27 protein-coding genes and 1 tRNA gene are annotated in these 25,810 nt (G+C 72.5%); 11 read left to right on the top strand and 17 right to left on the bottom strand.

What is annotated here, in order from left to right:
- The first annotated feature begins 29 nt into the window (after positions 1-29).
- Complete coding sequence (locus tag ACFWN3_RS08180; RefSeq protein WP_377645135.1) at positions 30-1,067, top strand: NADP-dependent oxidoreductase; 1,038 nt, start codon at positions 30-32, stop codon at positions 1,065-1,067.
- Between the two features lie 252 nt (positions 1,068-1,319).
- Here ACFWN3_RS08180 and ACFWN3_RS08175 read toward each other — a convergent pair whose 3' ends face one another.
- The 6 genes from ACFWN3_RS08175 to ACFWN3_RS08150 all read right to left on the bottom strand — a co-directional run bounded on the left by ACFWN3_RS08175 (position 1,320) and on the right by ACFWN3_RS08150 (position 6,757).
- Positions 1,320-2,141: a PASTA domain-containing protein gene (locus ACFWN3_RS08175; RefSeq protein WP_377645134.1), complete on the bottom strand. Its 822-nt coding sequence runs from the start codon at positions 2,139-2,141 to the stop codon at positions 1,320-1,322.
- Between the two features lie 107 nt (positions 2,142-2,248).
- A complete protein-coding gene (locus ACFWN3_RS08170; RefSeq protein ID WP_377645132.1) occupies positions 2,249-3,436 on the bottom strand; it encodes a PLP-dependent aminotransferase family protein in 1,188 nt (395 codons plus the stop codon).
- A 45-nt stretch (positions 3,437-3,481) separates the two neighbouring features.
- Positions 3,482-4,141: an RraA family protein gene (locus tag ACFWN3_RS08165; RefSeq protein WP_377645131.1), complete on the bottom strand. Its 660-nt coding sequence runs from the start codon at positions 4,139-4,141 to the stop codon at positions 3,482-3,484.
- A gap of 60 nt (positions 4,142-4,201) precedes the next feature.
- Positions 4,202-4,274: transfer RNA gene (locus ACFWN3_RS08160), tRNA-Lys, on the bottom strand.
- Positions 4,275-4,383: 109 nt separating this feature from the next.
- Positions 4,384-5,436, bottom strand: a complete 1,053-nt coding sequence (locus tag ACFWN3_RS08155; RefSeq protein ID WP_377645130.1) for a serine/threonine-protein kinase — start codon at positions 5,434-5,436, stop codon at positions 4,384-4,386.
- 100 nt (positions 5,437-5,536) lie between these two features.
- Positions 5,537-6,757: a YihY/virulence factor BrkB family protein gene (locus ACFWN3_RS08150; RefSeq protein ID WP_377645128.1), complete on the bottom strand. Its 1,221-nt coding sequence runs from the start codon at positions 6,755-6,757 to the stop codon at positions 5,537-5,539.
- 207 nt (positions 6,758-6,964) lie between these two features.
- Between ACFWN3_RS08150 and ACFWN3_RS08145 the strand changes: the two genes are divergently transcribed.
- The 5 genes from ACFWN3_RS08145 to ACFWN3_RS08125 all read left to right on the top strand — a co-directional run bounded on the left by ACFWN3_RS08145 (position 6,965) and on the right by ACFWN3_RS08125 (position 10,343).
- On the top strand, positions 6,965-7,297 hold the full coding sequence (locus ACFWN3_RS08145) for a cupin domain-containing protein (protein WP_377645126.1): 333 nt from the start codon (positions 6,965-6,967) through the stop codon (positions 7,295-7,297).
- A 77-nt stretch (positions 7,298-7,374) separates the two neighbouring features.
- On the top strand, positions 7,375-8,019 hold the full coding sequence (locus ACFWN3_RS08140; RefSeq protein WP_377645124.1) for a hypothetical protein: 645 nt from the start codon (positions 7,375-7,377) through the stop codon (positions 8,017-8,019).
- Between the two features lie 358 nt (positions 8,020-8,377).
- Complete coding sequence (locus tag ACFWN3_RS08135) at positions 8,378-8,632, top strand: hypothetical protein (protein ID WP_377645122.1); 255 nt, start codon at positions 8,378-8,380, stop codon at positions 8,630-8,632.
- A gap of 84 nt (positions 8,633-8,716) precedes the next feature.
- The gene (locus tag ACFWN3_RS08130; protein WP_377645120.1) at positions 8,717-9,340 is read left to right on the top strand and encodes a DUF47 domain-containing protein; all 624 of its coding nucleotides are present in this window, start codon (positions 8,717-8,719) and stop codon (positions 9,338-9,340) included.
- Between the two features lie 4 nt (positions 9,341-9,344).
- Positions 9,345-10,343, top strand: coding sequence for an anion permease (locus ACFWN3_RS08125; protein WP_377645118.1), 999 nt, complete (start codon positions 9,345-9,347; stop codon positions 10,341-10,343).
- A gap of 17 nt (positions 10,344-10,360) precedes the next feature.
- On the opposite strand, the gene ACFWN3_RS08120 is transcribed toward ACFWN3_RS08125, so the two are convergent.
- From ACFWN3_RS08120 to ACFWN3_RS08080, 9 genes are all read right to left on the bottom strand, one after another.
- On the bottom strand, positions 10,361-11,401 hold the full coding sequence (locus tag ACFWN3_RS08120) for a type IV toxin-antitoxin system AbiEi family antitoxin domain-containing protein (protein ID WP_377645116.1): 1,041 nt from the start codon (positions 11,399-11,401) through the stop codon (positions 10,361-10,363).
- Positions 11,402-11,603: 202 nt separating this feature from the next.
- Positions 11,604-12,380, bottom strand: a complete 777-nt coding sequence (gene pstB / locus ACFWN3_RS08115; RefSeq protein ID WP_377645114.1) for a phosphate ABC transporter ATP-binding protein PstB — start codon at positions 12,378-12,380, stop codon at positions 11,604-11,606.
- 72 nt (positions 12,381-12,452) lie between these two features.
- The gene (pstA, locus tag ACFWN3_RS08110) at positions 12,453-13,379 is read right to left on the bottom strand and encodes a phosphate ABC transporter permease PstA (protein WP_377645112.1); all 927 of its coding nucleotides are present in this window, start codon (positions 13,377-13,379) and stop codon (positions 12,453-12,455) included.
- Positions 13,376-14,395 carry a phosphate ABC transporter permease subunit PstC gene (gene pstC / locus ACFWN3_RS08105; RefSeq protein ID WP_377645110.1) on the bottom strand — a complete coding sequence of 340 codons (1,020 nt, stop codon included), beginning with the start codon at positions 14,393-14,395 and terminating at the stop codon, positions 13,376-13,378. Before pstC ends, pstA begins: the two co-directional genes overlap by 4 nt.
- 114 nt (positions 14,396-14,509) lie before the next feature.
- A complete protein-coding gene (gene pstS, locus ACFWN3_RS08100; protein WP_377645108.1) occupies positions 14,510-15,628 on the bottom strand; it encodes a phosphate ABC transporter substrate-binding protein PstS in 1,119 nt (372 codons plus the stop codon).
- Positions 15,629-15,858: 230 nt separating this feature from the next.
- The gene (locus ACFWN3_RS08095) at positions 15,859-16,812 is read right to left on the bottom strand and encodes an NUDIX domain-containing protein (protein ID WP_377645106.1); all 954 of its coding nucleotides are present in this window, start codon (positions 16,810-16,812) and stop codon (positions 15,859-15,861) included.
- Positions 16,813-16,834: 22 nt separating this feature from the next.
- Positions 16,835-19,147, bottom strand: coding sequence for an RNA degradosome polyphosphate kinase (locus ACFWN3_RS08090; protein ID WP_377645104.1), 2,313 nt, complete (start codon positions 19,145-19,147; stop codon positions 16,835-16,837).
- Between the two features lie 308 nt (positions 19,148-19,455).
- On the bottom strand, positions 19,456-20,391 hold the full coding sequence (gene mshD, locus ACFWN3_RS08085) for a mycothiol synthase (RefSeq protein WP_377645103.1): 936 nt from the start codon (positions 20,389-20,391) through the stop codon (positions 19,456-19,458).
- A gap of 1 nt (position 20,392) precedes the next feature.
- Positions 20,393-21,091: a winged-helix domain-containing protein gene (locus ACFWN3_RS08080; RefSeq protein WP_377645101.1), complete on the bottom strand. Its 699-nt coding sequence runs from the start codon at positions 21,089-21,091 to the stop codon at positions 20,393-20,395.
- 20 nt (positions 21,092-21,111) lie between these two features.
- Between ACFWN3_RS08080 and ACFWN3_RS08075 the strand changes: the two genes are divergently transcribed.
- Positions 21,112-21,384 (top strand): MoaD/ThiS family protein, encoded by a 273-nt coding sequence (locus ACFWN3_RS08075; RefSeq protein WP_377645099.1) that lies wholly within the window; start codon positions 21,112-21,114, stop codon positions 21,382-21,384.
- Between the two features lie 16 nt (positions 21,385-21,400).
- Positions 21,401-22,267 (top strand): hypothetical protein, encoded by an 867-nt coding sequence (locus ACFWN3_RS08070; RefSeq protein ID WP_377645097.1) that lies wholly within the window; start codon positions 21,401-21,403, stop codon positions 22,265-22,267.
- Positions 22,268-22,335: 68 nt separating this feature from the next.
- Here the strand turns inward: ACFWN3_RS08070 and ACFWN3_RS08065 are convergent, their stop codons facing one another.
- The gene (locus ACFWN3_RS08065) at positions 22,336-22,707 is read right to left on the bottom strand and encodes a DsrE family protein (protein WP_377645094.1); all 372 of its coding nucleotides are present in this window, start codon (positions 22,705-22,707) and stop codon (positions 22,336-22,338) included.
- Between the two features lie 12 nt (positions 22,708-22,719).
- Between ACFWN3_RS08065 and ACFWN3_RS08060 the strand changes: the two genes are divergently transcribed.
- Complete coding sequence (locus ACFWN3_RS08060) at positions 22,720-23,229, top strand: FABP family protein (RefSeq protein ID WP_377645092.1); 510 nt, start codon at positions 22,720-22,722, stop codon at positions 23,227-23,229.
- A 9-nt stretch (positions 23,230-23,238) separates the two neighbouring features.
- On the opposite strand, the gene ACFWN3_RS08055 is transcribed toward ACFWN3_RS08060, so the two are convergent.
- Positions 23,239-24,297, bottom strand: a complete 1,059-nt coding sequence (locus ACFWN3_RS08055) for an LCP family protein (protein ID WP_377645091.1) — start codon at positions 24,295-24,297, stop codon at positions 23,239-23,241.
- 57 nt (positions 24,298-24,354) lie between these two features.
- Here ACFWN3_RS08055 and ACFWN3_RS08050 point away from each other — a divergent pair, with 57 nt between their 5' ends.
- Together ACFWN3_RS08050 and ACFWN3_RS08045 are read left to right on the top strand one after the other, a co-directional pair.
- The gene (locus ACFWN3_RS08050; RefSeq protein ID WP_377645089.1) at positions 24,355-24,777 is read left to right on the top strand and encodes a Fur family transcriptional regulator; all 423 of its coding nucleotides are present in this window, start codon (positions 24,355-24,357) and stop codon (positions 24,775-24,777) included.
- On the top strand, positions 24,774-25,799 hold the full coding sequence (locus ACFWN3_RS08045) for a YgfZ/GcvT domain-containing protein (protein WP_377645087.1): 1,026 nt from the start codon (positions 24,774-24,776) through the stop codon (positions 25,797-25,799). The genes ACFWN3_RS08050 and ACFWN3_RS08045 overlap by 4 nt, the downstream gene beginning before the upstream one ends.
- Positions 25,800-25,810 lie beyond the last annotated feature (11 nt).

The raw sequence follows: 25,810 nt of genomic DNA, 5'->3' as shown, positions 1-25,810 counted from the left end.
CTGTCCCTGCTCCCGTCCGGAAGGCCGTCATGTCCGACACCGCCCAGCCCGCCGCACCCGCCACGCCCGCCGCCCCGCGCGAGGTGCGCCTCGTCTCCCGCCCGGTCGGCTGGCCCACACCCGCCGACTTCGAGGTCGTCGAGAGCCTCCTGCCGAAGGTCGAGGAAGGGCAGGTCCGGGTCCGGAACATCGCGATGTCGGTCGACCCGTACATGCGCGGCCGGATGAGCGACGCCAAGTCGTACGCCGCCCCGTACGAGCTGGGCGCCGCGATGGAGGGTGGCGCCGTCGGCGTCGTCGAGGAGTCGCGCTCTGACGCGGTCGCCGTCGGTGACCACGTCCTCCACGGCATGGGCTGGCGGGAGGCGGCCGTCCTCGACGCGTCGTCCGCGCGGGTCGTCGACGTGTCCGCGGTCCCGGCGACCGCCTACCTCGGTGTGCTCGGGATGACCGGGCTCACCGCGTACGCCGGTCTGACGCGGATCCTCGAGGTCAAGCGCGGCGACGTCGTGTTCGTCTCGGGTGCCGCCGGCGCCGTGGGGAGCGTCGTCGGGCAGGTCGCCAAGGCACTCGGTGCGAGCCGCGTCATCGGGTCGGCGGGCTCGGCCGAGAAGGTCCGCCACGTCATCGACGACCTCGGCTTCGACGCGGCGTTCTCCTACAAGGACGGTCCGGTGTCCCGCCAGCTGCGCGAGGCCGCGCCCGACGGCATCGACGTCTACTTCGACAACGTCGGCGGTGAGCACCTCGAGGCCGCGATCGGCTCGCTGCGCCTCAACGGGCGCATCGCGATCTGCGGCGCCATCTCGGTCTACAACGACACCGAGCCCGCGCCCGGCCCGCGCAACCTCTCCCGCCTCATCCAGACGCGCGGCCGCATCGAGGGCTTCCTCGTCGGCGACCACTGGGACCTCGCCCGCGAGTACGCGCAGCACGCGACGCAGTGGATCGGCGAGGGCCGGCTCCAGTCCCGCGAGACGTTCGTCGACGGGCTCGACCACGCCGTCGACGCCTTCCTCGGCGTCCTGCGCGGCGACAACACCGGCAAGATGGTCGTCCGCCTCTGACCCGACCGGGCTCGGGGTCAACCCCGGATCCCGTCCTCTGGCGCAGGCTCGGGTCAGTCGTCGATCTCCGTCAGCGAGGTTTCCGTCAGCGGTTGCGCATCTCGCGGACGAAGATCCAGATCAGCCACAACCCACCAGTCAGCAGGCAAAGGATGCAGTCGAAGGCGAAGTTGATCAAGCCGTAACGCTGACGGGACATGGTTCTGCTCTCGAGAGGGCGGGTGGGTTGGAGGATCTCGCGCGCAAAGGGGCCTACCCGGTGGCCGACGGCTTCCATTTCTCGTTCTGCGTGTCGGCGGCCGGCCACCAGTCGATGCCGAACGCCGCGTCATCCTCGCTCGCTTCGCCGAGGTCGAAGTCGTAGCCGCCCGAGTAGCTCGCGACGTAGCCCTTCCTCTCCCTCTTGGGGATCTCCTTGATGGCGTACTCCATCCCGTGCTCCTCGATGAAGTCCTCGTACGTGGACGGCGACTCTGCCAGGGCGATATCGCGTTCGGTGACGATCTCCGCGAAGAAGCGGTTCGAGCCCTCTGTCAGTGCGATGTCCTCGATGATCCGTTTGACCTGGTTCCTGTACGCCGTGGTCGCGTAGTCGAGCCTGCCCGTGTGGACCCAGTACTGGTTCAGGCCCGCGGGGCCTTGGTCCGCGTCGACGACGACGACGTCGTACTTCGGTCCGGCATAGGGACTGGCCTCCGGTTCCGGCTCTGCCTCCGGTTCCTGCGCGGTGGTTTCCGGCGCAGGCGTCGGTTCTGGCTCCACGGACTCGCCACCCTCGCCCTCGCACCCGCGATCGACGGTGAGCCGCGGGGGATCGCTGACGGGCGACCCCGTTGCTGGCTCCTGGCCGCAGACCGTCCAGTTCGACTCGACCAGGATCCCGAGCATCCCTCCGCCGAGCACCTCGACGTCGTCCTCGATTCCGGCACGCTTGACGTCGCTCTTGGCCAGATCCAGTGTCTTCCCGACGACATCTGGCATCGCATGTGGCGCCTCGCTGGAGCATCCTCCGAGGATGAAGACCGTCATGGTTGCCAGGGATATGCCGATGGTGTGGCGGGAGGAGAGGGGCACCCGTCAGAACCTAGTGGGAGAAGCCAGGGGCCGCTGACGAACGAGGGACCGTCACGCCGGCCGACGGGTCGAGTTGCCTTGTGGGTGAAGGACGCGCCGCTCGGGTCTCAGGCGAGCGCCTGCCTCAGGAGCTCGCCCATCGAGCGGACGCCCGCGACCAGCCGCTCGTCGGGCACGCCGGAGTAGCTCATCCGCGCATGGTTGCCCTCAGGGTGGTCGGCGAAGAACGGCGCCCCCGGCACGATGATGATGCCCGCCCTGGGGATGAGGGTGTCGCGCTGGAAGGCGGCGACGTCGAGTCGCTCGGGGAAGCTGACCCACGTGAAGAGGCCGCCCTCCGCGCGGGTCCACGTGGTGCCTGCGGGGAAGTGCTCCTGCATCGTCGCGAGCATGAGGTCGCGCTGGTGCCGGTACGTCGGGAGCATGCCGGCGATGTGCGCCTCGATGTCGTAGCCGGCGAGGTAGGCCGCGGCCGCGCGCATGTTCAGCGTGCCGTTCTGGGTGTCGGCCGCGAGCTTGAGCAGGGCGAGCTTCTCCCGGACCTCGGGAGTCGCGAGGGCCCAGCCGAGGCGGAGCCCGGGCGCGAGGATCTTCGAGAAGCTGCCCAGGTGGACGACCCGGCCCGTGGTGTCCAGGCTCTTGATCGTCGGGAGGCGCTCGCCCTCGTACCGCAGCTCGCGGTACGGGGTGTCCTCGAGGACGACGACGTCGTACTCCTCGGCGAGCTCGACGAGGCGCTGCCGCCGGGCGAGGCTCATCGTGCGGCCCGTGGGGTTCTGGAAGTCCGGGACGGTGTAGACGAGCTTGACCCGCTCGGTCGTGCGCAGGACTTCCTCGAGGGCGTCGGTGTCCATGCCCTCCTCGTCCATGGGGACCGACCGGTAGTCGGGCTCGCACGGGTTGAACGCGATGAGCGCCCCGAGGAAGGTCGGCCGCTCGGCCACGATGACGTCGCCCGCGTCGACGAAGAGCTTGGCCGTGAGGTCGAGACCCTGCTGGCCACCCTGGGTGATGAGGACGTCGTCGGCGCCGCAGGGCATCCCGTCGGCGGTGAGCCGGGCGGCGACGAGGGCGCGCAGCTCCGGCAGGCCCTCCGAGGCCGTGTACTGCAAGGCCGAGGCGTTCCCCGCCGAGAGCAGCCCGTCGTAGATGGCGTGCAGGTCGGCCATGGGGAAGAGCGTCGGGTCGGGGTAGCCGCCCGCGAACGACGTGATCCGCGGATCTCCTGCGAGAGAGAGGAACTCGCGGATCGCCGATGGCTGCACGCGCTCGGCGCGACGGGCGAACGAGGTCATGTCGGGTCTCCTGCGGTCGGTGGGGAGGCGGGTGGGGCAGACGCGTCAGCCGAAGGCCAGACCGCCCGGGCGCCCGTCGCGCAGCGCGGCCAGGTGCTCGTCGTAGTTCATGACCTCGAAGAGCGAGGCGCCCTCGAGCATCCGGGCCTGCAGGGCCTTCTCCCTCGCCTCGATGGCCTCGGCCCCGTCGACGGCGGCCGCGAGCTCGGCCCGCGAGCCCACGAGGAGGCCGTCGTCGTCGCCGACGACGATCTCACCCGGGTCGACCCTGACGCCGTCGAGGTCGAGGGTGGTCCCGGTCTCCGGCAGGGCCGTCGCCGGGTACGCGTTCGGGGCGCTGCCCGTCGACCAGACCGGCAGCGGCAGCCCGGCGAGGGTGGCCGTGTCGCGCGACCGGCCGAGGACGACGATGCCCGCGAGGCCGCGCCGCAGGGCCTCGGTGCCGAAGAGCTCACCGGCGACCGCGCGCTCGTCCCCGCCGGCGTCGACGACGAGGACGTCCCCGGGCCCCGCGTCGCGCAGCGCGTGGATGACGGACATGAGGTCGCGGTTGGCCCTGGCGGTGACGACGCGGCCGACGAGGTGGCGGCCCGGCACGACGGGGCGCAGGCGGGCCGGCAGGACGCGCAGGGAGGGCGAGGCGTCGACGAGGCTCGTCGTCGAGAGGCCGGCCAGGCGGGGGAGCAGGTCGTCGGTCGTCGTCATGGGGCGATCCTCGCCCACGAACGCGGCGACACGGGTCGCCATCCGAACTCCGGCTACGGGTGGGCCCCGTGGGGCTCGAACCCACAACCTACGGATTAAAAGTCCGCAGCTCTGCCAATTGAGCTAGAGGCCCCGGCCGAGGGGCTCCCCGTCGGCCACGGACAGTATGGCCCAGCGCGCGCAGCCCCCAAGAACACCGACCGGGGGCGAGCAGCACGCCCACCCCCGGTCGACCCCACCCCTCAGTGGGTCAAGCCGTACCAGGCCACCGCGACGGCGAGGACGACGATGCTGATGGTCGGGACCCACGCCCAGTGGACGTGGCCCCGGGGCGGCCGGACGACCGCGGTCGACTCGGGAGTCGGCGTCGGGTCGGAGCCGGACCAGGTGGGCGCAGCGGCCCGCCGCTCGTCGGCGTGCGCCTCGTCGAGCTCGGCGCTGCCCATGACGGTGGAGGCCGACGGGCCGGCGGCCGGGAGGTCCTCCTCGGGGAGGCCGAGGCGCTCGCCGAGCTCGCGGGCACTGGCGGGCCGCTCCTCCGGCTTCTTCGCCAGGCACTGGTCGATGAGCGCCCGCAGGCCGGCGGGCACGTGCGGAGGGAGCGGCGGCGGGGGCTCGTTGACCTGGGCGAGCGCGGTCGCGACCGGCGTCCCCTTGTCGAACGGCCGGCGCCCGGTGAGCATTTCGTGGGCCACGACCCCGAGGGCGTACAGGTCGGAGGCGCCGGTGGCCGGCTCGCCGAGCGCCTGCTCGGGGGAGAGGTAGTGGGGGGTGCCGAGCACCTCGCCGGTCTGGGTGTGGCCCGAGCCGTCGACCGCACGCGCGATGCCGAAGTCGGTGAGCTTCACGACTCCCTCGGGGGTCACGAGGATGTTCGCGGGCTTGACGTCGCGGTGGACGACGCCGGCCTCGTGCGCGGCGCCGAGGGCGAGGGCCGCCTGGCCGACGATCGAGCGGACCGTCGCGGGGTCGAGCGCGCCCTCCCGCTGGACGAGCGCCGACAGCGGCTCCCCGGGGACGAGCTCGAGGACGAGGTAGGCGAGGTCGTCGTCCTCGCCGTAGTCGAGGACGGTCGCGACGTTGGGGTGCGCGAGGTTGGCGGCGTAGAGGGCCTCGCTGCGGAAGCGCCGCGCGAAGACCTCCTCGTCGGTGCCGGGCCGCAGCACCTTGACGGCGACCGAGCGGTCGAGGACGGTGTCGGTCCCCTCCCAGACGTCGCCCATGCCACCGGACGCGATGCGGGAGGCGAGCTGGTAGCGACCGCCGAGGACGAGGCCGCCCGCGAGGCGGTTCATCGAGGTGTCCGGGAAGTCACGGGGCTGAGCATAGGCGCCGTCGGACGGCGTCGGGGACGGCGTGTCACCTGCATTGTCGAAGGTCTGTCGAGCCATGGGGTCAGCGCCCCGCGTGGCCCGCTGACCGGGCGGTCTCGGAGGGGAGGGGTTCGAGCTCCACCTCGTCGTGAGAGGCGGATCGGGATCGGGGGTGTCGGTCGCGGGCACGCACGGAGCCGTACCCCGTCGCGCGCGCGCCAACCGTGCCGTCAGCGGCCTCGTTCTCAGCATCGAGCTCGGCATCCAGCCGGATCCGCCGGCCCTCGAGGACCCGCTTCTCCAGCTTCTCCGCGGCCTTGACCGACCCGGAGTCGTCCCGCGGCGGCAGCTGCAGCGTCCGCTCGGCGCGGATGCCCGCTTGCAGCTCGCGCGCCCGCTCGAGCTCGGCGTCGACCTCGGCGCCGAACAGCAGCGCGAGGTTGGTGATCCACAGCCACAGGAGGAAGACGATGACGCCGGCGAGCGAGCCGTAGGTCTTCGCGTACGAGCCGAAGCTCGTGACGTAGACGCCGAACCCGACGGAGGCCAGCACCCAGATGAGGATGGCGACCGCCGCCCCCACCGAGACCCAGCGGAAGCGGGGCTGGCGGACGTTCGGCGTCCAGTAGTAGAGGACGGCGACCATCGCGATGACGACGAGGAGGATGACCGGCCACTTCGCGATGTTCCACGTCGTGACGGTCGCGCCCTCGAGCCCGATGGCGCGACCGACGGCCTCGGCGACCGGCCCGCTGACGACGAGGGCCACGAGGACGACCGCCGCCATGATGACGAGGCCCAGGGTGATGAGGACCTGCTGGGGGCGCAGCTTCCAGACAGGGCGCCCCTCGTCGACCTGGTAGACGCGGTTCATCGCGCGGCCGAACGCCCCGACGTACCCCGACGCGGAGAACAGGGCGGTCCCGATGCCGATGACGAGGGCGATCCCCGCGCCGCTCGCCCCGACCATCTCGCTGATCGGGCCCTCGAGCTGGGTGGCGGTGTCGCCCTGACCGAGCTGGCGGACGATGTCGAGCATCGCCTGGGTCGTCGACTCGCCCTGCCCGAAGACGCCGAGGAGGGAGACGAGGGCGAGGATGGCCGGGAAGACCGAGAGCACCGAGTAGTACGTGAGCGCGGCCGACAGGTCGGTGCACTGGTCGCGCTGGAACTCGGCGAACGCGGCCTTGGCGGTGTACGTCCAGCCCGGCCGGTCGAGATCGCTGGGGGAGTCGGGCTTGTGGGCGGCGTCGGGCTCGGGCGCGGTGCGCTCCTTCGCCGCGGCGGTTCCCTCGGTGGCCATGCCGTCCTCCCGGACTCGTCCGTCTCGTGCTGCGGTGCAGCGTCGTCACCCTGCGATCCGGCGTCGTCACGCTGCGCGGGGCTCGCCGTCGTCGGCGGCTCCTCCAACCTAACCCCGTGGGGACGCCTCAAACGTGGGGGAGGCGGTCGGCGTACTGGACGTGCGCCGTCGCGGGAGGGATGGTGGGGGCCGACGAGAGGACCACCCGTGAACGGCACGTCACTGACCAGTCTTGGCCGGGACCAGCTCGAGAAGGCGAAAGGAGCCAGCAGCGGTCGCGCGGCCGTCACGCTCCACGGCGGTCAGGACCACGTCCTGCGCCAGACGGTGATCGCCCTCGCTGCCGGCCACTCCCTCGGCGAGCACGACTCCCCGGGCGAGGCCACCCTCCAGGTCCTCGTGGGCGAGGTGCGGCTGACCGCGGGTGACGAGGCGTGGAGCGGCGGCGCCGGGGACCACCTCGTCATCCCACCGGAGCGCCACGACCTCGCGGCGGTCACGGACGCAGTCGTGCTGCTCACGGTGACCACCCGCGCCTGAGCCCGCGTCGAGCGGCCTCCGGCGCGCCGCGGGGTGCGCCGAGGGACCCGTGAGGGACGTGGTGTGACACTGGTGAGGTGAGCTCAGACGGCGGACGCCCCCTGCCACGACGCCCGGTGCCCTTCGGCCCCGACGCGCTCGAGGCCCACGGTGGCACGCGCCCCGGGCCCGCCGAGATCACCGAGGTCGCGCACCAGACGGCCGCCATCCTCGTCGGCACCGGGCGGGCGGCCCATGACCCCCAGGTGACCTCGCGGCTCGTCGGGCTCGTCGACGACCTCGGCCTGTCGACCGTCGCCGACCTCTGGTCCGCGCGGCCCGCCCGCTCGCTCCCCGGAGCCCTGTGGCGCCTCTACGCCTTGCGCGAGTGGGTCCGGCGCAGCCCGCAGGAGGCGAGCCGCCAGTACGCCTCGGGCATCCGGTTCACCGATGTCGCCCACGCCGTCGCGGGGATCGCCGAGCCACCCGAGCCGGAGGAGCTCCAGCGGGTCGCCGACCAGATCCTCGCCGGCGTCTTCGAGGGCGACCTCGCCGTCGCCCTCGAGCGTGCGGCGGCCTTCTGCGCCGTCATCGCGGCCGGCCGGGCCGAGCTGGCCCACGACCGCGACGGCACCGACCCGGGCGCGGCCCACGACCTCACGACGTCCGGCGCCGCGATGCTCACGACCGGCGACGACCTGCGGGCCTGCGCCGCGCTCTGGCGCGCCGGCGACCTCGACTGACGCCTCCGGGGCCCGTTCGCGCGAAGCCTCGCCAGGTGAGCGGGTCCGCACGTTCGGGAACACCTTGCGGGCACCGAGGCGTTAGTGTCGTCCGTGGGTGCCGGACCGCGGCAGCCCCGGGTCCCAACATCAGCCGCTACGAGCGGCCACGCGCCGTGAGGCGCTCCCGGTCCGGCACCCACCTTCGTCCCGGCCTCGTCCCGGCCTCGTCCCACCGATGCCGACGCGCGGTCGGAGGCGTTGCGTGAGGGCGGCACCCCCCGTTGTGACCACGAGGTTCGACAGTCCCTGGTTCGGACGAGTCATTTCGGTGTGGACAACCGCCGCAATGGGTCCGGGCCCCCGTAGCCTCGACATCGTGATGCCGGACCCGTCGTTGAACGACGAGCAGCTCGAGAACGAGATCAAGCTCGTCGGAGACCTGGTCCTCGCGGCCTCCCAGGCCGAGGGCCCGATGAGCGACGACCAGATCGACGAGCTCCTCGGCATCGCCCCCGATGCCGGCGCCCCCGAGACCCCTGACGTCTCCGAGGCGGTCGAGCCGGCCGAGACGGCCGAAGCAGCCGAGCCGGCCGAGGCGGTCGAGCCTTCCAGGGCGGCCGACAGCGCCTGAGACCGGGCGCCCCCGGCTACCCGCCGTCCTCCCGGTGGCCATAGCCTGTACACACTGTCCGGCCCCCTCTTCTGGAGACCGCCCGTGGGCATCCGCCTCACCCCGCAGGACCCCCGCTTCTTCGAGCTCTTCGCCGCCTCCGGGCGCCACCTCGTCGAGGCCGCGGGGGAGCTGACCACGCTCCTCGGCGCCTCGGCCGACGAGCGCGACCTCATCCTCAAGCGGGTCCACGAGATCGAGGCGTCGTCCGGTGAGGCCACCCACGCCATCGTGCGGCAGGTCAACGGCTCCTTCGTCACGCCCTTCGACCGCGCCGACATGCACGGGCTCGCGGTCGCCCTCGACAGCTGCGTCGGCCTCATCGAGGCGGCGGTCGACCTCATCGTGCTCTACCGCGTCGACGAGGTCCTGCCGCGGGTGGCGAAGCAGGTCGAGGTCATCTCGCGGATGGCCGAGCTCACCGCCGACGCGATGCCGCGGCTGCGCTCGATGAAGGGGCTCACCGCCTACTGGGCCGAGGTGAACCGGCTCGAGAACCGGGCGAACAAGCAGTACCGGCGGATGCTCGCCGAGCTGTTCAACACCCCGAAGGCCGACCCCATCACGGTGATGAAGCACAAGGACATCATCGACGCGCTCGAGGCCGCGGCGAACGGCTTCGAGGCCGTGGCGCTAAAGGTCGAGGCGATCGCCGTGCGGGAGTCCTGAGCGGGTGGACTGGCTGCCCGTCACGCTCGTCGTCGTGCTGGCGATGGGCTTCACGTACACGAACGGCTTCCACGACGCGGCCAACGCCATCGCGACCTCGGTGTCGACCAGGGCCCTGACGCCCCGGATCGCCCTGGGTCTCGCGGCCGCGATGAACCTGCTGGGGGCCTTCGTCGGGGTGCGGGTCGCCCAGACGATCGGCGGCGACATCATCGACGTGCCGATGGGTGGCGTCGGGGTCGCCGTGTGCGCCGGGGCGCTCGTCGGGGCCACCGGCTGGAACATGCTGACGTGGTGGCGGGGCCTGCCCTCGTCGTCGTCGCACGCCCTCATCGGCGGGCTCGGGGGAGCCGCGCTCGCCGGCGGGGCGACCGTGAAGTGGGAGAGCATCCTCGACAAGGTCGTCGTGCCGATGCTCCTGTCGCCCGTCGTGGGGCTCGTCGGCGGGTTCGTCGTCATGGCGGCCATCCTGTGGCTGTTCCGCTCGGCCCGACCGGGACCGACGGCGCGGGGGTTCCGGTACGCGCAGACGGTGTCGGCCGCCGCGATGGCGTTCGGCCACGGGATGCAGGACGCGTCGAAGACCGCGGGTGTCGTCGCGCTGGCCCTCATCGCGAGCGGGAACCGGCCGGCCGGGGACGAGTCGATCCCGGCGTGGGCGATCGCGCTGTCGGCCGTCGTCCTCAGCCTCGGGACGTACGCGGGCGGCTGGCGGATCATGCGGACGCTGGGGCGACGGATCATCGACCTCGACCCGCCGCAGGGCTTCGCCGCCGAGACCACGGCCGCCGCGGTGCTCTACGTCGCGACGGCCACCGGCGCCCCGATCTCGACGACGCACGCCATCACGTCGGCGATCATGGGGGTGGGCTCGACGAGGTCGGCGAAGGCGGTGCGGTGGGGCGTCGCCCGGCAGATCGCCCTCGCGTGGGTGCTGACCTTCCCCGGAGCCGGGATCGCCGCGGCGCTCGCCTACGGCGCCATCGCCCTCGTCGCCCTCTGACCCCCCTCCCCGCTGACTCATTGCCCACCACCCACCCCGTTCGGCCTCAATCGCGTCGGTTCTGGGCAATCAGTCAAGGGGCGCTGGCAGCACGAGCAGCGCAACCGGGCGGTCACCCGAGCCGGGTCACCACGATCGAGGGCCCGCAGGACGCGGTCGCGGAGGACGAGCGGCTCGTCGAGGTCGGTGGTGCCCCACCGCACCACCCCCAGTCCGAGGTCGCGCAGGCGGTCCTCCCGACTCAGCTGGGCCGCCGCGTTGCGGGCGACGGCTCTCGCGTCGAGCGTGCCCGAGGCGCCCAGGGCGTACTTCGTCGCGCCGTCCGCCTCACCGACGACCCCGTGCGCGGCCCACAGGCCGTCGACCCGGGCGACGAAGCGTTCGGAGGCGTCGAGGACGAGCACCTGAGGCGTGGGAAGGGGCACCGCCCACGAGGCCATCGTCCACGTGCTAGCCGACTCGAGCCACGACTCGCGGCGGCTGTCGGCCAGCGAAAGGAGGGCGTCGAACCGGGTCACTCCCGGCCATCGCCGCTGGTGGATCCTCATGGCGCGCAGGTCTCCGGGTCGGACGAGCCCTCGCCGCAGGGCGCCGTCGAGCAGGGCGAGGCCGTCGCGAGGACGCAGGACGCGAACCGCGTCGAGGACGGTCCGAGCGGGCACGAGCTCGGGCATCCCTCGCCGGATGACGACGTGCGACGGCGGCGTCGCTCCGCGATGGAAGTCCCGCCAGTTGTCGGAGGAGGAGGTGCGCACGTCATCCAGCACGGTCATGGTCGCCCGGGGAGGGGGGCGGGGCGGCATCGGGAGGCCGAGGAGCGCGCCGGCGCTGGTGTGGCTGAGGATCGCGTCGGGTGTCACCCGTCGCGCGGCGATCGCGAGGGCTCGGTGGCGCTCCCACGGCGTGGCGGCCGTCCAGCCGGCCGCGAGGGCGTAGACCCCGGGGGCGATGCGCACGAGGTCGCCCCGGCCCAGGGCGAGGTCGAGGCGCCGCCCCGAGACGCCGGCCGATGTCGCCTCGGCGCGGGTGAACGGCTGTGGGAGGTCATCGAGGCCCATGGCACGCACGCTGGCCACGCGGGAGCCGCCGAGGAAGGGGGTGCCCTGTGCCTGTGGACGGCCCTCCGAGCGAGTGCCGCCTGTGGACATCCTCAACCGCCCACTCGACTCGCCCCACAACCTCGACTTCTTGCCCAGGACCCACGTCCCACGTGCCTCGGCGCGTGGGTTCTGGGCAATAAGTCAGGAGACCTGGGGGCGGTCAGCCGAAGCGGCCGCTGATGTAGTCCTCGGTGGCCTTCTCGGTGGGGTTGGAGAAGATCCGCTGGGTGTCGCCGACCTCGACGAGCCGGCCGGGCTCCCCGGTGGCCTTGAGGTTGAAGAACGCCGTCTGGTCCGAGACCCGGGCCGCCTGCTGCATGTTGTGCGTGACGATGACGATCGTGTACTCGGCCTTGAGGTCGTTGATGAGGTCCTCGATGGCCAGGGTCGAGATCGGGTCGAGGGCCGAGCACGGCTCGTCCATGAGGAGCACCTGGGGGTTGACCGCGATGGCGCGCGCGATGCACAGCCGCTGCTGCTGGCCACCCGACAGCCCGGCCCCGGGCTTGTCGAGCCGGTCCTTGACCTCGTTCCAGAGGTTCGCGCCCTTGAGCGAGCGCTCGACGACCTCGTCGAGCTTCTTCTTGTTCTTCATCCCGTTGAGCCTCAGCCCCGCCGCGACGTTGTCGCGGATCGACATCGTCGGGAACGGGTTCGGGCGCTGGAAGACCATCCCGACGGTGCGGCGCACGGCGACCGGGTCCATCGACGAGGCGTACAGGTCCTGGTCGTCGAGCATGACCGAGCCGTCGACCCGCCCGCCGGGGATCACCTCGTGCATCCGGTTGAGGGTCCGCAGGACGGTCGACTTGCCGCAGCCGGACGGCCCGATGAAGGCCGTCACGGACCGGGGCTCGACGGTCATCGTGACGCCCTCGACGGCCTTGAAGTCGCCGTAGTAGATGTCGAGGTCCTTGACGTCGATGCGCTTGGCCATGGTGTCGGTGCTCTTTCGTCGTGCCGTGGAGTCGGTGCGGGGAGGGGTGGACGTCGCTGCGGGAGAGGGAGGTCAGCCCTTGACCTTGCTGAAGCGGCCGATGAAGCGACCCAGCAGGTTGAGGAGGAAGACGAGGAGGATGAGGGTGAGCGCGGCGCCCCAGACCCGGTCGAGGGCGGGCTGGAGGTTCTCGCTGCGGCTCTGGTTGATCATCGTCGGCAGGGTCGCCATGTTCGTGGCGAACAGGTCGGTGACGATGACCTGCGTGTACGGGCCGAGGACGAGCAACGGGGCGGTCTCACCCATGACGCGGGCGATGCCGAGCAGGATGCCGGTGACGATGCCCGAGAAGGCGGTGGGGAGGACGACCTTCATGATCGTCTTCCACTTGGGCACCCCGAGGGCGTAGGACGCCTCGCGCAGCTCGTTGGGCACGAGCTTGAGCATCTCCTCGGTCGAGCGCACCACGGTGGGGACCATGAGGAGCACGAGCGCGAGGCAGACCGCGAACGCGACCCGCTGGAAGCCGAAGGTCGTCACCCACAGCGCGTAGATGAAGAGGGCGGCGACGATCGAGGGGATGCCGGTGAGGATGTCGACCATGAACGACACGGCCTTGGCGAGCCGGCCGCGGCCGTACTCGACGAGGTAGACGGCGGTCATCACACCGATCGGCACCGAGATCGCGGTGGTGACGGCGGCCTGGATGAGCGTGCCCTGGATGGCGTGCACGGCCCCGCCGCCGACGCGACGGTTGGTGATGCCCGCCTGGGAGTTGGTCCACCACGCGCTGTCGAGGAGCATCGCGCCGCCCTTGAGGAGGGTGCTCACGAGGATCCAGACGAGCGGGATGACGCCGATGGCGAACGCCGACCACATGACGATGCGGGCGAGGGTGTCGCGCACGGCCCGTGACCCCGACTTCGGGGTCAGCATCGGGCGCGGGGTCGTGGCGGGTGCGCCGCCGCGGGTGCCGGTGTCGAGCTCGAGGGTGCTCATTCGGTGAAGGCCTTCCTGCGCTCGATGACGACGCGGGCGATCGCGTTGACGACGAAGGTGAGGACGAACAGGACGAGCCCGGCGGCGATGAGCGCGCCGGTGCTCTGCGCCGTGTTCGCCTCCTGGATGCCGAGGGCGATCTTCGAGGCGAAGGTGGCGCCGCCGCTGAAGATCGACGAGGTGAAGGCCGACCCGTCGTTGAGGGCGGACAGCAGGATGGTGACGGCGAGCGTCTCGCCGAGGGCCCGGCCCAGTCCCAGCATCGCGGCGCTGATGACGCCGGGTTTGCCGAAGGGGAGCGCCGCGGTGCGGATCATCTCCCACTGGGTCGCGCCGAGCGCGAGGGCGCCCTCCTTGTGCGTCGTCGGCACCTGGGCGAAGACCTCGCGCGAGATGGCCGTGACGATCGGCAGGACCATGATGGCCAGGATGATCCCCGCGAACGCCAGGGTGCTCTTCGCGCTCGGCCCGTCGTCGACGCGGGCGAAGAACGGGATCCAGCCGAGGGCGCCGTCGATGACGTTTGCGAACGGCTCGAAGTACTGGCCGGCGATCGTCAGGCCCCAGAAGCCGAAGACGATCGAGGGCACGGCGGCGAGCAGGTCGATCGTCGCCGCGGCCGGCCGGGAGAGCCACGGGGGCGCGTACTGCGTGATGAACAGGGCGATGGCCACGCCGAGGGGGACCGCGATGAGCATCGCGATGACGGCGGTGACCACGGTGGCCCACAGGAGGTCGACGATGCCGAACCGCGGCGCCGTGCCCGATGTCGCCCACTCGCGCGAGGTGAGGAAGTTGGCCTCGTTCGCCTGGAGCGCGGGGACGGCCTGCGCGACGAGGAAGACCCCGACGAGCGAGACGAGCAGGATGACGAACACCCCGGAGGCGGTGGCCGCCCCGCCGAAGAGCCGGTCGCCGAGGCGTCCGGTGCCGGCGCCGTCGCCCTGGAGGGGCTCACGCCCGTCGGGTCCGGGCAGCTCGTCGCTGGCCGAGTAGCCGGTGATGGAGGTCGACACGGGTCTCCTCGCTCGTCCTGTCGTCGTTCGGTGGCCGTGGCGGAGGGGGCGAGCCGGTGTCGGCCCGCCCCCTCCGGGGTCAGGTCAGCGGCCGGGGCCGCTGCCCGAGGTGGGTCAGGACAGCGCCTCGATGGCGGTCGTGACCTTGCTCTGGACCGACGCGGGGAGCGGGGCGTAGCCGATCTCCTCGAGGCCCTTCTGCACGTCGGTCGAGGAGAAGTGCTTGAGGAAGGCCTTGATCTGCTTGCCCTTCTCGGCGTCCTTGTTCTTCGAGCAGACGATCTCGTAGGTGACGAGGAGGATCGGGTAGGCGCCGGCCTCCTTGGTCGCGTAGTCGAGCTTGAGGCGCAGGTCGTTGCCCTCGCCGTCGGCCGTCGCGGCCTCGACGGCCTTGCCGACCGAGGCGCCGGTCAGCTCGACCGCGCCGCCGCCGTTGTCGACCTGGGCGATGCCGAGGTCGTTGTCCTTGGCGTAGCTCCACTCGACGTAGGTGATGCCGCCGGGGGTGGACTTCACGCCCTCGGCCACACCGGCCGACTTCTCCTTGCCCTCACCCTTGCCGGTCCACTTCTTGGCGGGCTCGTCGGTCCAGACGTCGCCGGCCGCGGTGTTGAGGTACTTGGTGAAGTTCTCGGTCGTGCCCGACTCGTCGGAGCGGAAGAAGACCTTGACGGCCGTCTTCGGCAGCGAGACACCGGGGTTGACGGCGGCCACCTTCGGGTCGTCCCAGCTGGTGATGGTGCCCTTGAAGATGTCCGCGGCCACGGCCGGCGTGAGGACGAGCGTGTCGACGCCCTCGAGGTTGTACGAGATGGCGATCGGGCCGGTGACCATGGGGATGTTCCAGGCCGGGGAGCCGCAGTACGCCGCGGCGGCGTCGGACTCGACGACGCCGTCCTTCTCCTCGGTCTTGAGCGCCGAGTCGGAGCCGGCGAAGTCGACCTGGCCGGCGATGAACTGCTTGATGCCCGCGCCGGAGCCGGTGGGGTTGTAGTTGACGGTCGCGCCGGAGCAGGTCGAGCCGAAGGAGGCGGCGGCCTCCTCGAACGCGTTCTTCTGGGCGGAGGAGCCCTCGGCGTTCAGGGTGCCGTCGAAGCAGTCGCCACTCGCGGCCGCGGCCGAGGTGGAACCCGACGAGCCGGTGCCGGTGTTGTCGTCGGAGCCGCAACCCGCCAGGGCGATCGACCCGACCAGGGCGAGAGCCGCCACCTGGCCGAAACGCTGAATTCTCACTGTCTGTACCTCTCGGAGGACAAGGGTCATGGGGACGGGCGTCCTCGCCCGATGGCAGTGACGGTAAGGAGGCTCGGTGACGCGGTGGCCCGTCCCGGGTGAACGGCCCGTGAACGGGATCCGGCCATTGACCGTCCGGATGGTCAGCGGAACCCGCCCCCACAGGGCAGGTGGGCCGGGCTCGTCAGGGGACGCGGGCTGGCGGCCTCAGGGCAGGTGGGCCGGGGGCCTCAGGGCAGGTGGCGCTCGACGGCGACGACCCGCGCGCCGTCACCCGTGCCGACGACGTGGCACACGAGCGCCTCGCCCTTGGCGAGCCTGTCGTCGCGGGCCTCCGCGAAGGCCTCGACCACCTCGACCGCCCCGGCGGCGTCGAGGTCGAGGCGGCCGGCGAGCTCGTCGAGGATCGAGGGCATCACCGGCCCGTGCGAGCACAGGAGGGCGGGCTCGCCGCGCTCGAGGAGCCGGCGCACGTGGGTGCGCGCCTTGAGCGGGGCCTCGGCGTGGCCCTCCTCCGAGAGCCCGTCGCGGCGCCGGACCTTCACCGTCACGGCCCGGGCGTACGGCTCGACGGTGCCCACGCACCGCTCCGAGGGGGAGCTGACCACGCGGGTCACCCCGTAGGCGCCGAGCACGGGCACGAGCTCGCGGGCGCGGGCGGACCCGGCCTCGGTCAGGGGCCGCTTCGTGTCGTCGGCGCCGTCGTAGTCGCCGCGCGGGACGGCGTGGGCGTGGCGGACGAGGACGAGGGGCCAGGTGTCGAGCCGGTCCCCCTGCTGGAGGCGCACGAGGGCGAGGAGCTGGTCGCGGTCCCGGGCGTAGTCGAGACGGGCGTGAGCCTCGGGCACGGGCAGCCAGACGACCTCGTCGATCTCGTTGAGCAGGCGACCGTGCCCGCCGGTGACCTGGGCCGACCAGTAGCGCACGACCTTGTCGCCGGGCTCGCCCCGGTCGAGGACGACGTAGCGCGACTCGGGCAGCGCGGGGCCGAGGCGCACGACCAGGCCGGTCTCCTCCTCGGTCTCGCGCGCGGCCGCCACCGCCCAGTCCTCGCCCGGGTCGAGCTTGCCCTTGGCCCACGACCAGTCGTCGTAGCGCGGGCGGTGGACGAGGGCGACCTCGAGGGTCTCGTCGCGCAGCCGCCAGGGCAGCGTCCCGGCGGCAGGGATCCTCGTGGGCGACACGGCGTCCTGGGGGTGCGCGGCGTCAGCGCCGGCGGGCCTTGCGACGCCGCTTGGCGTGCATCTCGATGAGCGCGGTCTGGAGGTCGGCGAGCGGCTGGCCGTCGTCATCGAGGTGGTGGCGCATCCAGCGGCCGTCGCTGCCGAGCCGCCAGTGCGTGTACTCGTCGCTCATGCCGCGGGCGATCAGGGACTGGAGGTCGGCGACGTGGCGCGGGTCGGTGAGGCGCACGAGGGCCTCGACCCGGCGGTCGAGGTTGCGGTGCATCATGTCGGCGCTGCCGATGAAGACGACCGGCTCGCCGCCCCCGCCGAAGAGGAAGACGCGAGAGTGCTCGAGGAAGCGCCCGAGGATCGAGCGGACCTCGATGTTGTCGGACACCCCGGGGATGCCGGGGCGCAGCGCGCAGATCCCACGGACCCAGAGCTGGACCTTCACGCCGGCCTGCGAGGCGCGGTAGAGGGCGTCGATGATCTGCTCGTCGACGATGGAGTTGACCTTGATGGCGATCTGGCCGGAGCCGGGGTTCGCCCGCTCGTGCTCGATCTCGGCGTCGATGTGGCTGACGAGGCCCGAGCGCACCGAGCGCGGCGCGACGAGGAGGCGCTTGAACCGGCTGCGGGGCGCGATGCCCGACAGCTGGTTGAACAGGCGGGTGAGGTCCTCGCCGACCTGCTCGTCGTCGGTGAGCAGCCCGAGGTCCTCGTAGATCCGGGCGGTCTTGGGGTTGTAGTTCCCGGTCCCGACGTGGCAGTAGCGGCGCAGCCCCTCGGCCTCCTGGCGCACGACGAGGGCGAGCTTGCAGTGGGTCTTCAGGCCGACGATGCCGTAGACGACGTGGACGCCGGCGTGCTCGAGCTTGCGGGCCCAGCTGATGTTGTTCTGCTCGTCGAAGCGGGCCTTGATCTCGACGACCGCGAGGACCTGCTTGCCCGCCTCGGCGGCGTCGATGAGGGCGTCGAGGATCGGGCTGTCACCGCTCGTGCGGTAGAGCGTCTGCTTGATCGCGAGCACCCGCGGGTCGGCCGCGGCCTGCTCGATGAAGGCCTGCACCGAGGTCGAGAACGAGTCGTACGGGTGCTGGAGCAGGACGTCCTGCTTGCGCACCGAGGCGAAGATGTCGCGGGCCTTGGCGCTCTCGGTGGGGGCGAGGTCGGCGTTGGTGCGGGCGACGAACGGCTCGAAGTGCAGCTCGGAGCGCTCGAGGTCGGCGATGACGTTGAGGGCGCGGATGTCGAGCGGGGCCGGGAGGCGGTAGACCTCCGAGGCGGCCACCCCGATCTCGCGGACGATGAGGTCGAGGACGTGGTCGTCCATGTCCTCCTCGACCTCCAGGCGCACCGGCGGGCCGAAGCGGCGGCGGGTCAGCTCGCGCTCCAGCGCCGTGAGGAGGTTCTCGTTGTCGTCCTCCTCGACCTCGAGGTCCTCGTTGCGGGTGACCCGGAAGGTGAAGTGCTCGCGAACCTCCATCCCGGGGAAGAGGTGCTCGAGGTTGGCGGAGATGACGTCCTCGAGCGGCACGAACCGGGTGTCGTACATGTCGGCGAGCGCGTCCTCCTCCGGGCCGGGCTCGACGCGCAGCAGCCGCGGGAGCACCTCGGGGACCTTGACGCGGGCGAAGTGCTCCTTGCCGGTGCGCGGGTTGACGAGGACGACCGCGAGGTTGAGCGACAGGCCCGAGATGTAGGGGAACGGGTGCGCCGGGTCGACGGCCAGGGGAGTGAGGACCGGGAAGAGGCGCGAGCGGAACACGGTGCCGAGGCGCTCGCGCTCCTCGTCGGCGAGCTCGTCCCAGCGCACGATGGTGATGCCCTCGGTCTCGAGGGCGGGGCGCACCTGCTCGCCGTAGACGCGGGCCTGCATCGACATCAGCTCGTGGGCGACGTGCGAGATCTGGTCGAGGACCTCGCGCGGCTCGAGGCCAGACGCCGAGCGCACCGCGATACCGGTGGCGATGCGGCGCTTGAGCCCGGCGACGCGGACCATGAAGAACTCGTCGAGGTTCGAGGTGAAGATCGCGAGGTAGCGGCACCGCTCGAGGAGCGGGACGTTCTCGTCGGCGGCGAGCTGGAGGACGCGCTCGTTGAACTGCAGCCAGCTGATCTCGCGGTCGAGGAAGCGGTCGGTGGGCAGGCTGTCGTCGTCCTCGACGGGGGCCGGCTGCGGCGGACGGACGAACCGGCCGTTCGTGGCCCGGGGCTGGTGGGAGCGGGTCTCGCTCGCCGAGGCGCTCGCGATGGAGACCTCGCTGACGATGTGCGCGTCGGCGGAGGCCTCGGCCGCGGTGTCGCGCGCGGTGGCCTGCTCCTGGAGCTCGACGTTCGTGTCCGTGCTCATGCCCCAATCCTGTCAGGTCGCGGCGGGGCGCCGTGACCCTTGTCGCCCAGTGTTCACCCTCGGGCGGCCACGGCGAGCCGTCCTCCACCACCGGCGGCCCAGCAGGACCCGGCGGCGGTGCAGTCCCGGGTGTGGAAGCCGGTGTCCGACAGGCGGTGCCACGGTGCGGAGGGGGACGCTCATCCCGGCACCCTCCCCCGAGCAGAGCGACCCGGCAACCGGAAGGTCGCCCCGCGCACCCGACTTATTGCCCGGAGCCCACGCCCGAGGGCGGTCGGAGCGTGGGCTCCGGGCAATAAGTCGGGGGGTCAGGGGGTGACGGAGTACTGGCCGTCGACGGCGGCGTCGGTGAAGCCGAGCCGCTCGTAGGTGCGCCGGGCGGCGGTGTTGTCGCCGTCGACGTAGAGCTCGACCTCGGCCAGGCCCTGCCGGGCGAGGTGTGCGAGCCCGAGCGCGGTGAGCGGCCCTCCGAGGCCGCGCCCCTGGTGCGCCGGGTCCACCCCGACGACGTAGACCTCCCCGACGCCGTCGCGGACCTCGTCCGCGCTGGCGTCGTGGGCCCGCCCGGTTCCCTGCCCTGCTTCGACCTTCGTCCAGTGGAAGGCCACGACCTCGTCGGTCGTGTCGTCCACGACGAGGAGGAAGCCGGCGGCGTCGAACCACGACTGCTCCATCCGCTCGTGGAGGTCCGCCACGGTGAGACGGCCCTGCTCCGGGTGCGACGCGAACGCCGCCGCGTTGAGGGCGACCCACGCCTCGTCGTCCCGGCCGGGCTGGAAGGCCCTCACCGAGAACCCCTGCGGCAGAGCGGGATCCGCGCGGTCGTCATCGGTGAGCGGTCGGGTCATCCGGTGGAGGCTGCGGGTGAGGGTGAGCCCGGCCGACGCGGCCAGCGCCTCGGCCGTCGGGAGGAGCCCGTGCGACCAGACGCTGCGGGCCCCCTCGGCGAGGGCGGCGTCGAGGAGGGCGCGCCCGTGCCCCACCCGGCGGTGGTCGGGGTCGACGACGAGCTCGGCGACGGCGTCGGGGGTCCCCGCCGCGGCGACCTGGGCGTACCCGACGACCGCGTCGTCATCGGCGCGACGCAGGAGGTGGACGACGCCCTCGCGGGCGGGCCCGACAGCGAGGCGGAAGGCCTCGGACACCGCCCCGACGCCGTCGACCTCGGCGGCGTGGGCCCACAGTCCGCGCAGGACGTCGGCCGTGGCGCCGTCGACCTCGACGACCCGCTCGGTGCGGCTCACCTCAGCCCTCGACCTCGGAGAAGCTGTCGGCGACCTCGGGGACGAACCGGTACCCGACGTTGCGCACGGTGCCGATGAGGACCTCGTAGTCGGTGCCGAGCTTGGCGCGCAGCCGCCGCACGTGGACGTCGACGGTGCGGGTGCCGCCGAAGTAGTCGTAGCCCCAGACCTCCTGGAGCAGCTGCGAGCGGGTGAAGACCCGCCCCGGGTGCTGGGCGAGGTACTTGAGGAGCTCGAACTCCTTGTACGTGAGGTCGAGCAGCCGCCCGCGGAGGCGGACCGAGTACGTCGCCTCGTCGATGACGAGCGCCCCGGCCGTGATGGGGCCGCCCTCCTCGGGCATCGCCTCGGCCGTGCGGCCGAGGGCCAGCCGCAGCCGCGCCTCGACCTCGGCCGGCCCGGCGGTGTCGAGGATGACGTCGTCGATGCCCCAGTCGCTCGTGATGCCGGCGAGGCCGCCCTCGGTGACGACGACGAGCAGCGGCGCCGAGCTCCCGGTCGTGACGATGACCCGGCACAGTGACTTGGCCATCGCGAGCTCGCGGCGGGCGTCGACGAGGACGACGTCGGCCTGGGGGGCGTCGACGAGTGCGCTGCCCTCGGCGGGGAGGATGCGAACATGGTGCGACAGGAGCCCGAGCGCCGGAACGACCTCGGCGCTGGGCGCCAAGGTGTTCGTCAACAGCAGCAGGTGGGCCATCGCCCACAGGATAGGCGGTCATGCACACCCAACGTCCGGATGTCGGCGCGAGTGAGACGGTCACGGTCCGGTACTGGGCCGGGGCCCGCGCGGCCGCGGGAGTGGACGGCGAGACCGTCCCCGCCGAGGCGACCGTCGGGGCGCTGACGGCCCGTCTCCTCGCGGCGCGGCCCGGGCTGGCCGCGGTCCTGCCGGTGTGCACGGTCCTCGTCGACGGCCTCGCCAGCGGCCCCGACGACGCCGTCCGGGCGGGCTCGGCGGTCGAGGTCCTGCCGCCCTTCGCCGGTGGATGATGGGAGGATGCCGCGCGTGGACGACCGAGCGACCGAGCTGACCCCCGAGGAGGAGCAGGCGGTCGCCGAGACCCGGGCGGCGCGACGGGCCCGGCGTGACGCCCTGCTGCGCGAGCCCGTGCTCCCGGCCCTCGCCACGGTCCCGCGGCCCGTGGCCGTCGTCGCGACCGTCGTCCTCGCCGCCCTCCTCGGCCTGGCCGTCCTCGCCGACCCCGTCGTCCTCGCGGCCGGTCTCGCGTGGGCCGGCGTCGTCCTCGCCTGGGGCTGGCCGACCCTGCACGGCTCGTCGAGCCGGTTCGGGTCGTCGCTGGCGATCGGGACGGTCGCGGTCCTCGCGCCGGCGGCAGCCGTCCTGCCCCCCGACGAGCCCTTCCTGCGCCTCGTGCCCGTGGCGGTCATCGTCGGCCTCGCGGTCATGTTCGTCCACCAGATGGTGCGCAGCGACGGCAGGCCCCGGCTCACCGAGTCGATCGCGGTGACCTCGTTCGGCATCGCGGCCGTGACCCTGGCGTCGCCGTGGGTCCCGCTGACCCGCAGCGAGCGCGCCGCCGACCTCGCCGTCGTCGCCTTCGCCGCGATCGCGGCGTCCTCCCTGGCCGACCTCGTCGCCGGGATCCCGAAGGTCCGGCCGTGGATGCTCCCCCTCGCGATGCTCCTCGGCGGCGGCGGCGCCCTCCTCGCGGCCGCACTGCTCGGGGGACCCGACACCGGTCCCGCCGCGCTCACCGGGTTCCTCGCCGCCGCGGTCGCCCACGCGGTGCGGCGCGTCCTCAGCGTCCTGCCCGCCATCGGCTCGTTCCGGGCGCAGCTCGCCTCGGCCGCGGCGAGCCTGCTCGTCCCCGGCGTCGTCGTCTACGTGCTCTCGCTCGCCGTCGTCGGCTGACGCTGGCCGGACGGCCGGCAACGCCGCCTGACGTCACCCGCCGGCGGGCGCGTCAGTGGACGAGCGCGTCAGTAGACGAGCGCGCGGGCGCCGGGCGCGACGACCTCCTCGACGAACGCCGCCGCCCCGCGGATGACCGCGCCGGGCAGGAGGGCGTCCGGCGTGAGGTCGCGTCGGGCGGCGCACTGGCCGCAGACCGTGACGCGCGCTCCCTCGAGGAGGGCGTCGCGCAGCTCGGCGAGCGGCGGGGCGTGGGGGAGCTCGACGTCCTCCGCCCGGCCGGGGACGGCCATCCACGTGGCGTCACCGGTGAGCCACAGGCTGACCTCGAGCCCGGAGGCGAGCGCCGTGGAGGCGACGGTGAAGCCCTGGCTCAGCCGTTCGAGGGCCTCGGTGCCGCAGGTGACCTTGACGACGAGGGTCGTCGCGCGCGACTCCATAGACTGCACCCTATGGTCTTCACGCTCGACACCTCCCTCCACGAGGACCTCGCCCCCCTCGCCTGGCTCGTCGGCCGGTGGGCGGGTGCCGGACTCGTGGGCTACCCGACGATCGAGTCGCGACGCTTCGGGCAGGAGATCACCTGCCGCCACGACGGGCGCCCCTTCCTCGAGTGGCGCTCGCAGACCTGGCTGCTCGACGACGACGGCAACCAGGTCCGGCCGCTCGCGACCGAGCTGGGCTTCTGGCGGCCGGTCCCGGCGTCCGAGGACGGCACGAACGTCGAGCTCCTGCTCACCCACCCGTTCGGGGTCGTCGAGATGTACGCCGGCGTGGCCGAGCCCGCCAAGGTCGAGCTGCGGACCGACGGGGTCATGCGCAGCCCGTTCGCCAAGGAGTACACCGCCGCCCACCGGATGTACGGCTACGTCAACAGCGACCTGCTGTGGGTCATGGACATGGCGGCGATGGGGCAGCCGCTCCAGTCGCACGTGTCGGCGGAGCTCAAGCGCGTCAAGTGACGCCCTCGCTCACGGGGTGACGAAGACGTCGCCGTAGTCGTCCATCGTGTCGGTGCGCAGGGCCTCACCGAGGTCGGCCATGCCCTTGGTGTCGACGACGTCGATCGACGCGCCCTCGGGGGAGGTGCCGTAGCCGGTGAACGGGGCGGTCGCGAAGACGATGTCGCCCGAGCGGATGTTGCGCAGGGCGAGGGCCTGGTCGCGCATCATCCCGACGGTGAGGGTCTGGTCGAGGACGAGGTTGCCCGTGGCGGCATCGGTGAACTTGGCGATCTTCAGCGGGTTGGTGATCGTCTCGGGCGCCGTGGCCTTGAGGAAGAGCGCCTTGATGAAGGCCAGCTGGCGGCGGCCGCGCGAGATGTCGCCCTCGCTCAGGGTGTAGCGCTCGCGGACGAAGCCCAGGGCCTGCTCGCCGTTGAGGGTGTTCCATCCCTTCTTGATGACGATCGGGCCGCCGTTGCCGCTGCCGTTGCTCGCCTCCTCGGCGTAGACGCGCACCCCGCCGACGGCGTCGGTCATCTTCTTGAAGCCGTCGAAGTTCGTCTTCGCGACGTGGTGGATGCGGACCTTGAGCAGCTGCTCCATCGTCTCGACGAGCAGCGGCTCGCGGCCGAACGCGTAGGCGGCGTTGATCTTGTTCTTCCCGTGGCCGGGGATGGAGACGTAGAGGTCGCGGGGGAAGTGGATCATCTGGATCGTCTCGCCGTCGGCCGGCACGTGGACGAGGACGATGACGTCGGAGCGGCCGGCGTCGCCGGGGCGGGTGTCGGCGCCGATGACGAGGTAGTTCGTCCCGGTCCCGGTCTCCTTGACCGGGGTGCCGTCAGGCGCCTCGATCGGGGTCCGCTTCTCGGGAAGCAGGTTCTCCTGCGTGACGTTGTCGTTGACGGTGTAGCCGAGGTACGCGACGAACGCGGTGGCACTCCCGACGACGAGGAGCACGATGACCCCGATGGCGATGAGGGCACGCCGCAGCCCGCGCCGGCGCGGGCGCTCGGTCTCGTCCTCTGCCCCCGCGTCGCGTCGAGCGATGCCCTCCCGAATGGAGTCCAGGTCGTGCTGATCCACGCGGTCAGTGTAGGTGGGGCGGATCGGGCCCGCTCGCACCCGGCCTACATTGGAGGGGTGAGCGATCTGGGTGCACGGCTGCGGGCACGGGGCAAGCGCCTGACCTCGCAGCGCGAGCGCGTCCTCGCGGCGGTGGGCCACCTCGGCCACGGCACGCCCGAGGAGATCGCCGAGGCCGTCGCGGCCGACGGCGGGGCGGCGGTGTCGGCCTCGACGGTCTACCGCGCGCTGGAGGCCCTCTCCGAGCTCGGCCTCGTCGGCCACACCCACGTCGACCACCGCGCGCCCAGCTATCACCTCGCCGAGCACGCCACCCACCTCCACGTCGTCTGCCGTGGCTGCGGCTGGGTCGGCGAGCTCCCCCTCGAGGTCGCCGACGAGCTCGTCGCGCGCCTCGACGACCGCCTCGGCTTCGCCGCCGACGTCTCGCACGCCGCCGTCCACGGCCTCTGCCGTACCTGCCGGGAGGCCACCTCATGACCACGTCCACCACCACCTCGCCCCTGCTCGCGCGCCACGGCGCCGTCGAGGGGGAGGGCGTCGACGCCGGCGTCGCCGCGCACTACGGAGACCCGGCGCGCGAGCAGCGCCTCCTCGCCGAAGGGCTCGCCGCCGTCGACCTGTCGCACCGCGGCGTCGTCACCGTCACCGGTCCCGACCGGCTCACCTGGCTGCACTCGATGACGACGCAGCACCTCCTCGGCCTCGCCCCGCGGGTGTCGAGGGAGTCGCTCGTCCTGTCGCCGAAGGGCCACGTCGAGCACGCCCTCCACGTCGTCGACGACGGGACGACGACGTGGATCACGGTCGAACCCGGGACGGCGCCCGCCCTCGTCGAGTGGCTCGACTCCATGCGGTTCATGCTGCGGGTCGAGGTGGCCGACGTGACGGCGGACTTCGCCGTCCTGGGGGAGCCGGTCGGTGCCGAGTCGGTCGAGGGCGAGCCGCTCGCGTGGGTCGACCCGTGGCCCGGCCTCGTCGGCGACACCGTCAGCTACGGCCCGGTCGACGGTCACCCGGCCGAGGGGCGGGCCTGGCGCGAGCTCATCGTGCCGGTCGGCGACCTCGAGGCCGCGCTGGGGGACCGGCCGCTCGCCGGGACCTGGGCCGCCGAGGCCCTGCGCGTCGCCGCGTGGCGTCCCCGCCTGGGGCACGAGACCGACCACCGCACCATCCCGCACGAGGTCGACTGGCTGCGCACGGCGGTCCACCTCCACAAGGGGTGCTACCGCGGGCAGGAGACGATCGCCCGGGTGCACAACCTCGGCCGGCCGCCGCGCCGCATCGTCTTCCTCCACCTCGACGGGTCGGGGCACGTGCTGCCCGACGCCGGGGCGCCGGTCGTCGCGGGGGAGCGCGAGGTCGGGCGGCTGACGTCGGTCGCGCGGCACTTCGAGGACGGGCCGGTGGCACTCGCGGTCATCAAGCGGTCCGTCGCCGAGGACGCCGATCTTCTCGCCGGAGGGGTCTCCGCCGCGCAGACCGTCGTCGTCACCGGCTGATCCGCCGCAGA

The sequence above is a fragment of the Oryzobacter terrae genome (genome assembly GCF_042756445.1).
In the GTDB taxonomy this organism is placed as follows: domain Bacteria; phylum Actinomycetota; class Actinomycetes; order Actinomycetales; family Dermatophilaceae; genus Oryzobacter; species Oryzobacter terrae.
Note: the sequence above shows the minus strand (reverse complement) of the source record. Positions and strands in the feature narration are given on the sequence as shown.

What these genes read in the sequence shown, in the direction of transcription:
- ACFWN3_RS08180 (WP_377645135.1), top strand. Translation starts at nt 30, where the DNA reads ATGTCCGACACCGCCCAGCCCGCCGCACCCGCCACGCCCGCCGCCCCG.
- ACFWN3_RS08170 (WP_377645132.1), bottom strand. Translation starts at nt 3,436, where the DNA reads ATGACCTCGTTCGCCCGTCGCGCCGAGCGCGTGCAGCCATCGGCGATC.
- ACFWN3_RS08165 (WP_377645131.1), bottom strand. Translation starts at nt 4,141, where the DNA reads ATGACGACGACCGACGACCTGCTCCCCCGCCTGGCCGGCCTCTCGACG.
- ACFWN3_RS08155 (WP_377645130.1), bottom strand. Translation starts at nt 5,436, where the DNA reads ATGAACCGCCTCGCGGGCGGCCTCGTCCTCGGCGGTCGCTACCAGCTC.
- ACFWN3_RS08150 (WP_377645128.1), bottom strand. Translation starts at nt 6,757, where the DNA reads ATGGCCACCGAGGGAACCGCCGCGGCGAAGGAGCGCACCGCGCCCGAG.
- ACFWN3_RS08120 (WP_377645116.1), bottom strand. Translation starts at nt 11,401, where the DNA reads ATGGGCCTCGATGACCTCCCACAGCCGTTCACCCGCGCCGAGGCGACA.
- pstB (WP_377645114.1), bottom strand. Translation starts at nt 12,380, where the DNA reads ATGGCCAAGCGCATCGACGTCAAGGACCTCGACATCTACTACGGCGAC.
- pstA (WP_377645112.1), bottom strand. Translation starts at nt 13,379, where the DNA reads ATGAGCACCCTCGAGCTCGACACCGGCACCCGCGGCGGCGCACCCGCC.
- ACFWN3_RS08090 (WP_377645104.1), bottom strand. Translation starts at nt 19,147, where the DNA reads ATGAGCACGGACACGAACGTCGAGCTCCAGGAGCAGGCCACCGCGCGC.
- ACFWN3_RS08080 (WP_377645101.1), bottom strand. Translation starts at nt 21,091, where the DNA reads ATGGCCCACCTGCTGCTGTTGACGAACACCTTGGCGCCCAGCGCCGAG.
- ACFWN3_RS08075 (WP_377645099.1), top strand. Translation starts at nt 21,112, where the DNA reads ATGCACACCCAACGTCCGGATGTCGGCGCGAGTGAGACGGTCACGGTC.
- ACFWN3_RS08065 (WP_377645094.1), bottom strand. Translation starts at nt 22,707, where the DNA reads ATGGAGTCGCGCGCGACGACCCTCGTCGTCAAGGTCACCTGCGGCACC.
- ACFWN3_RS08060 (WP_377645092.1), top strand. Translation starts at nt 22,720, where the DNA reads ATGGTCTTCACGCTCGACACCTCCCTCCACGAGGACCTCGCCCCCCTC.
- ACFWN3_RS08045 (WP_377645087.1), top strand. Translation starts at nt 24,774, where the DNA reads ATGACCACGTCCACCACCACCTCGCCCCTGCTCGCGCGCCACGGCGCC.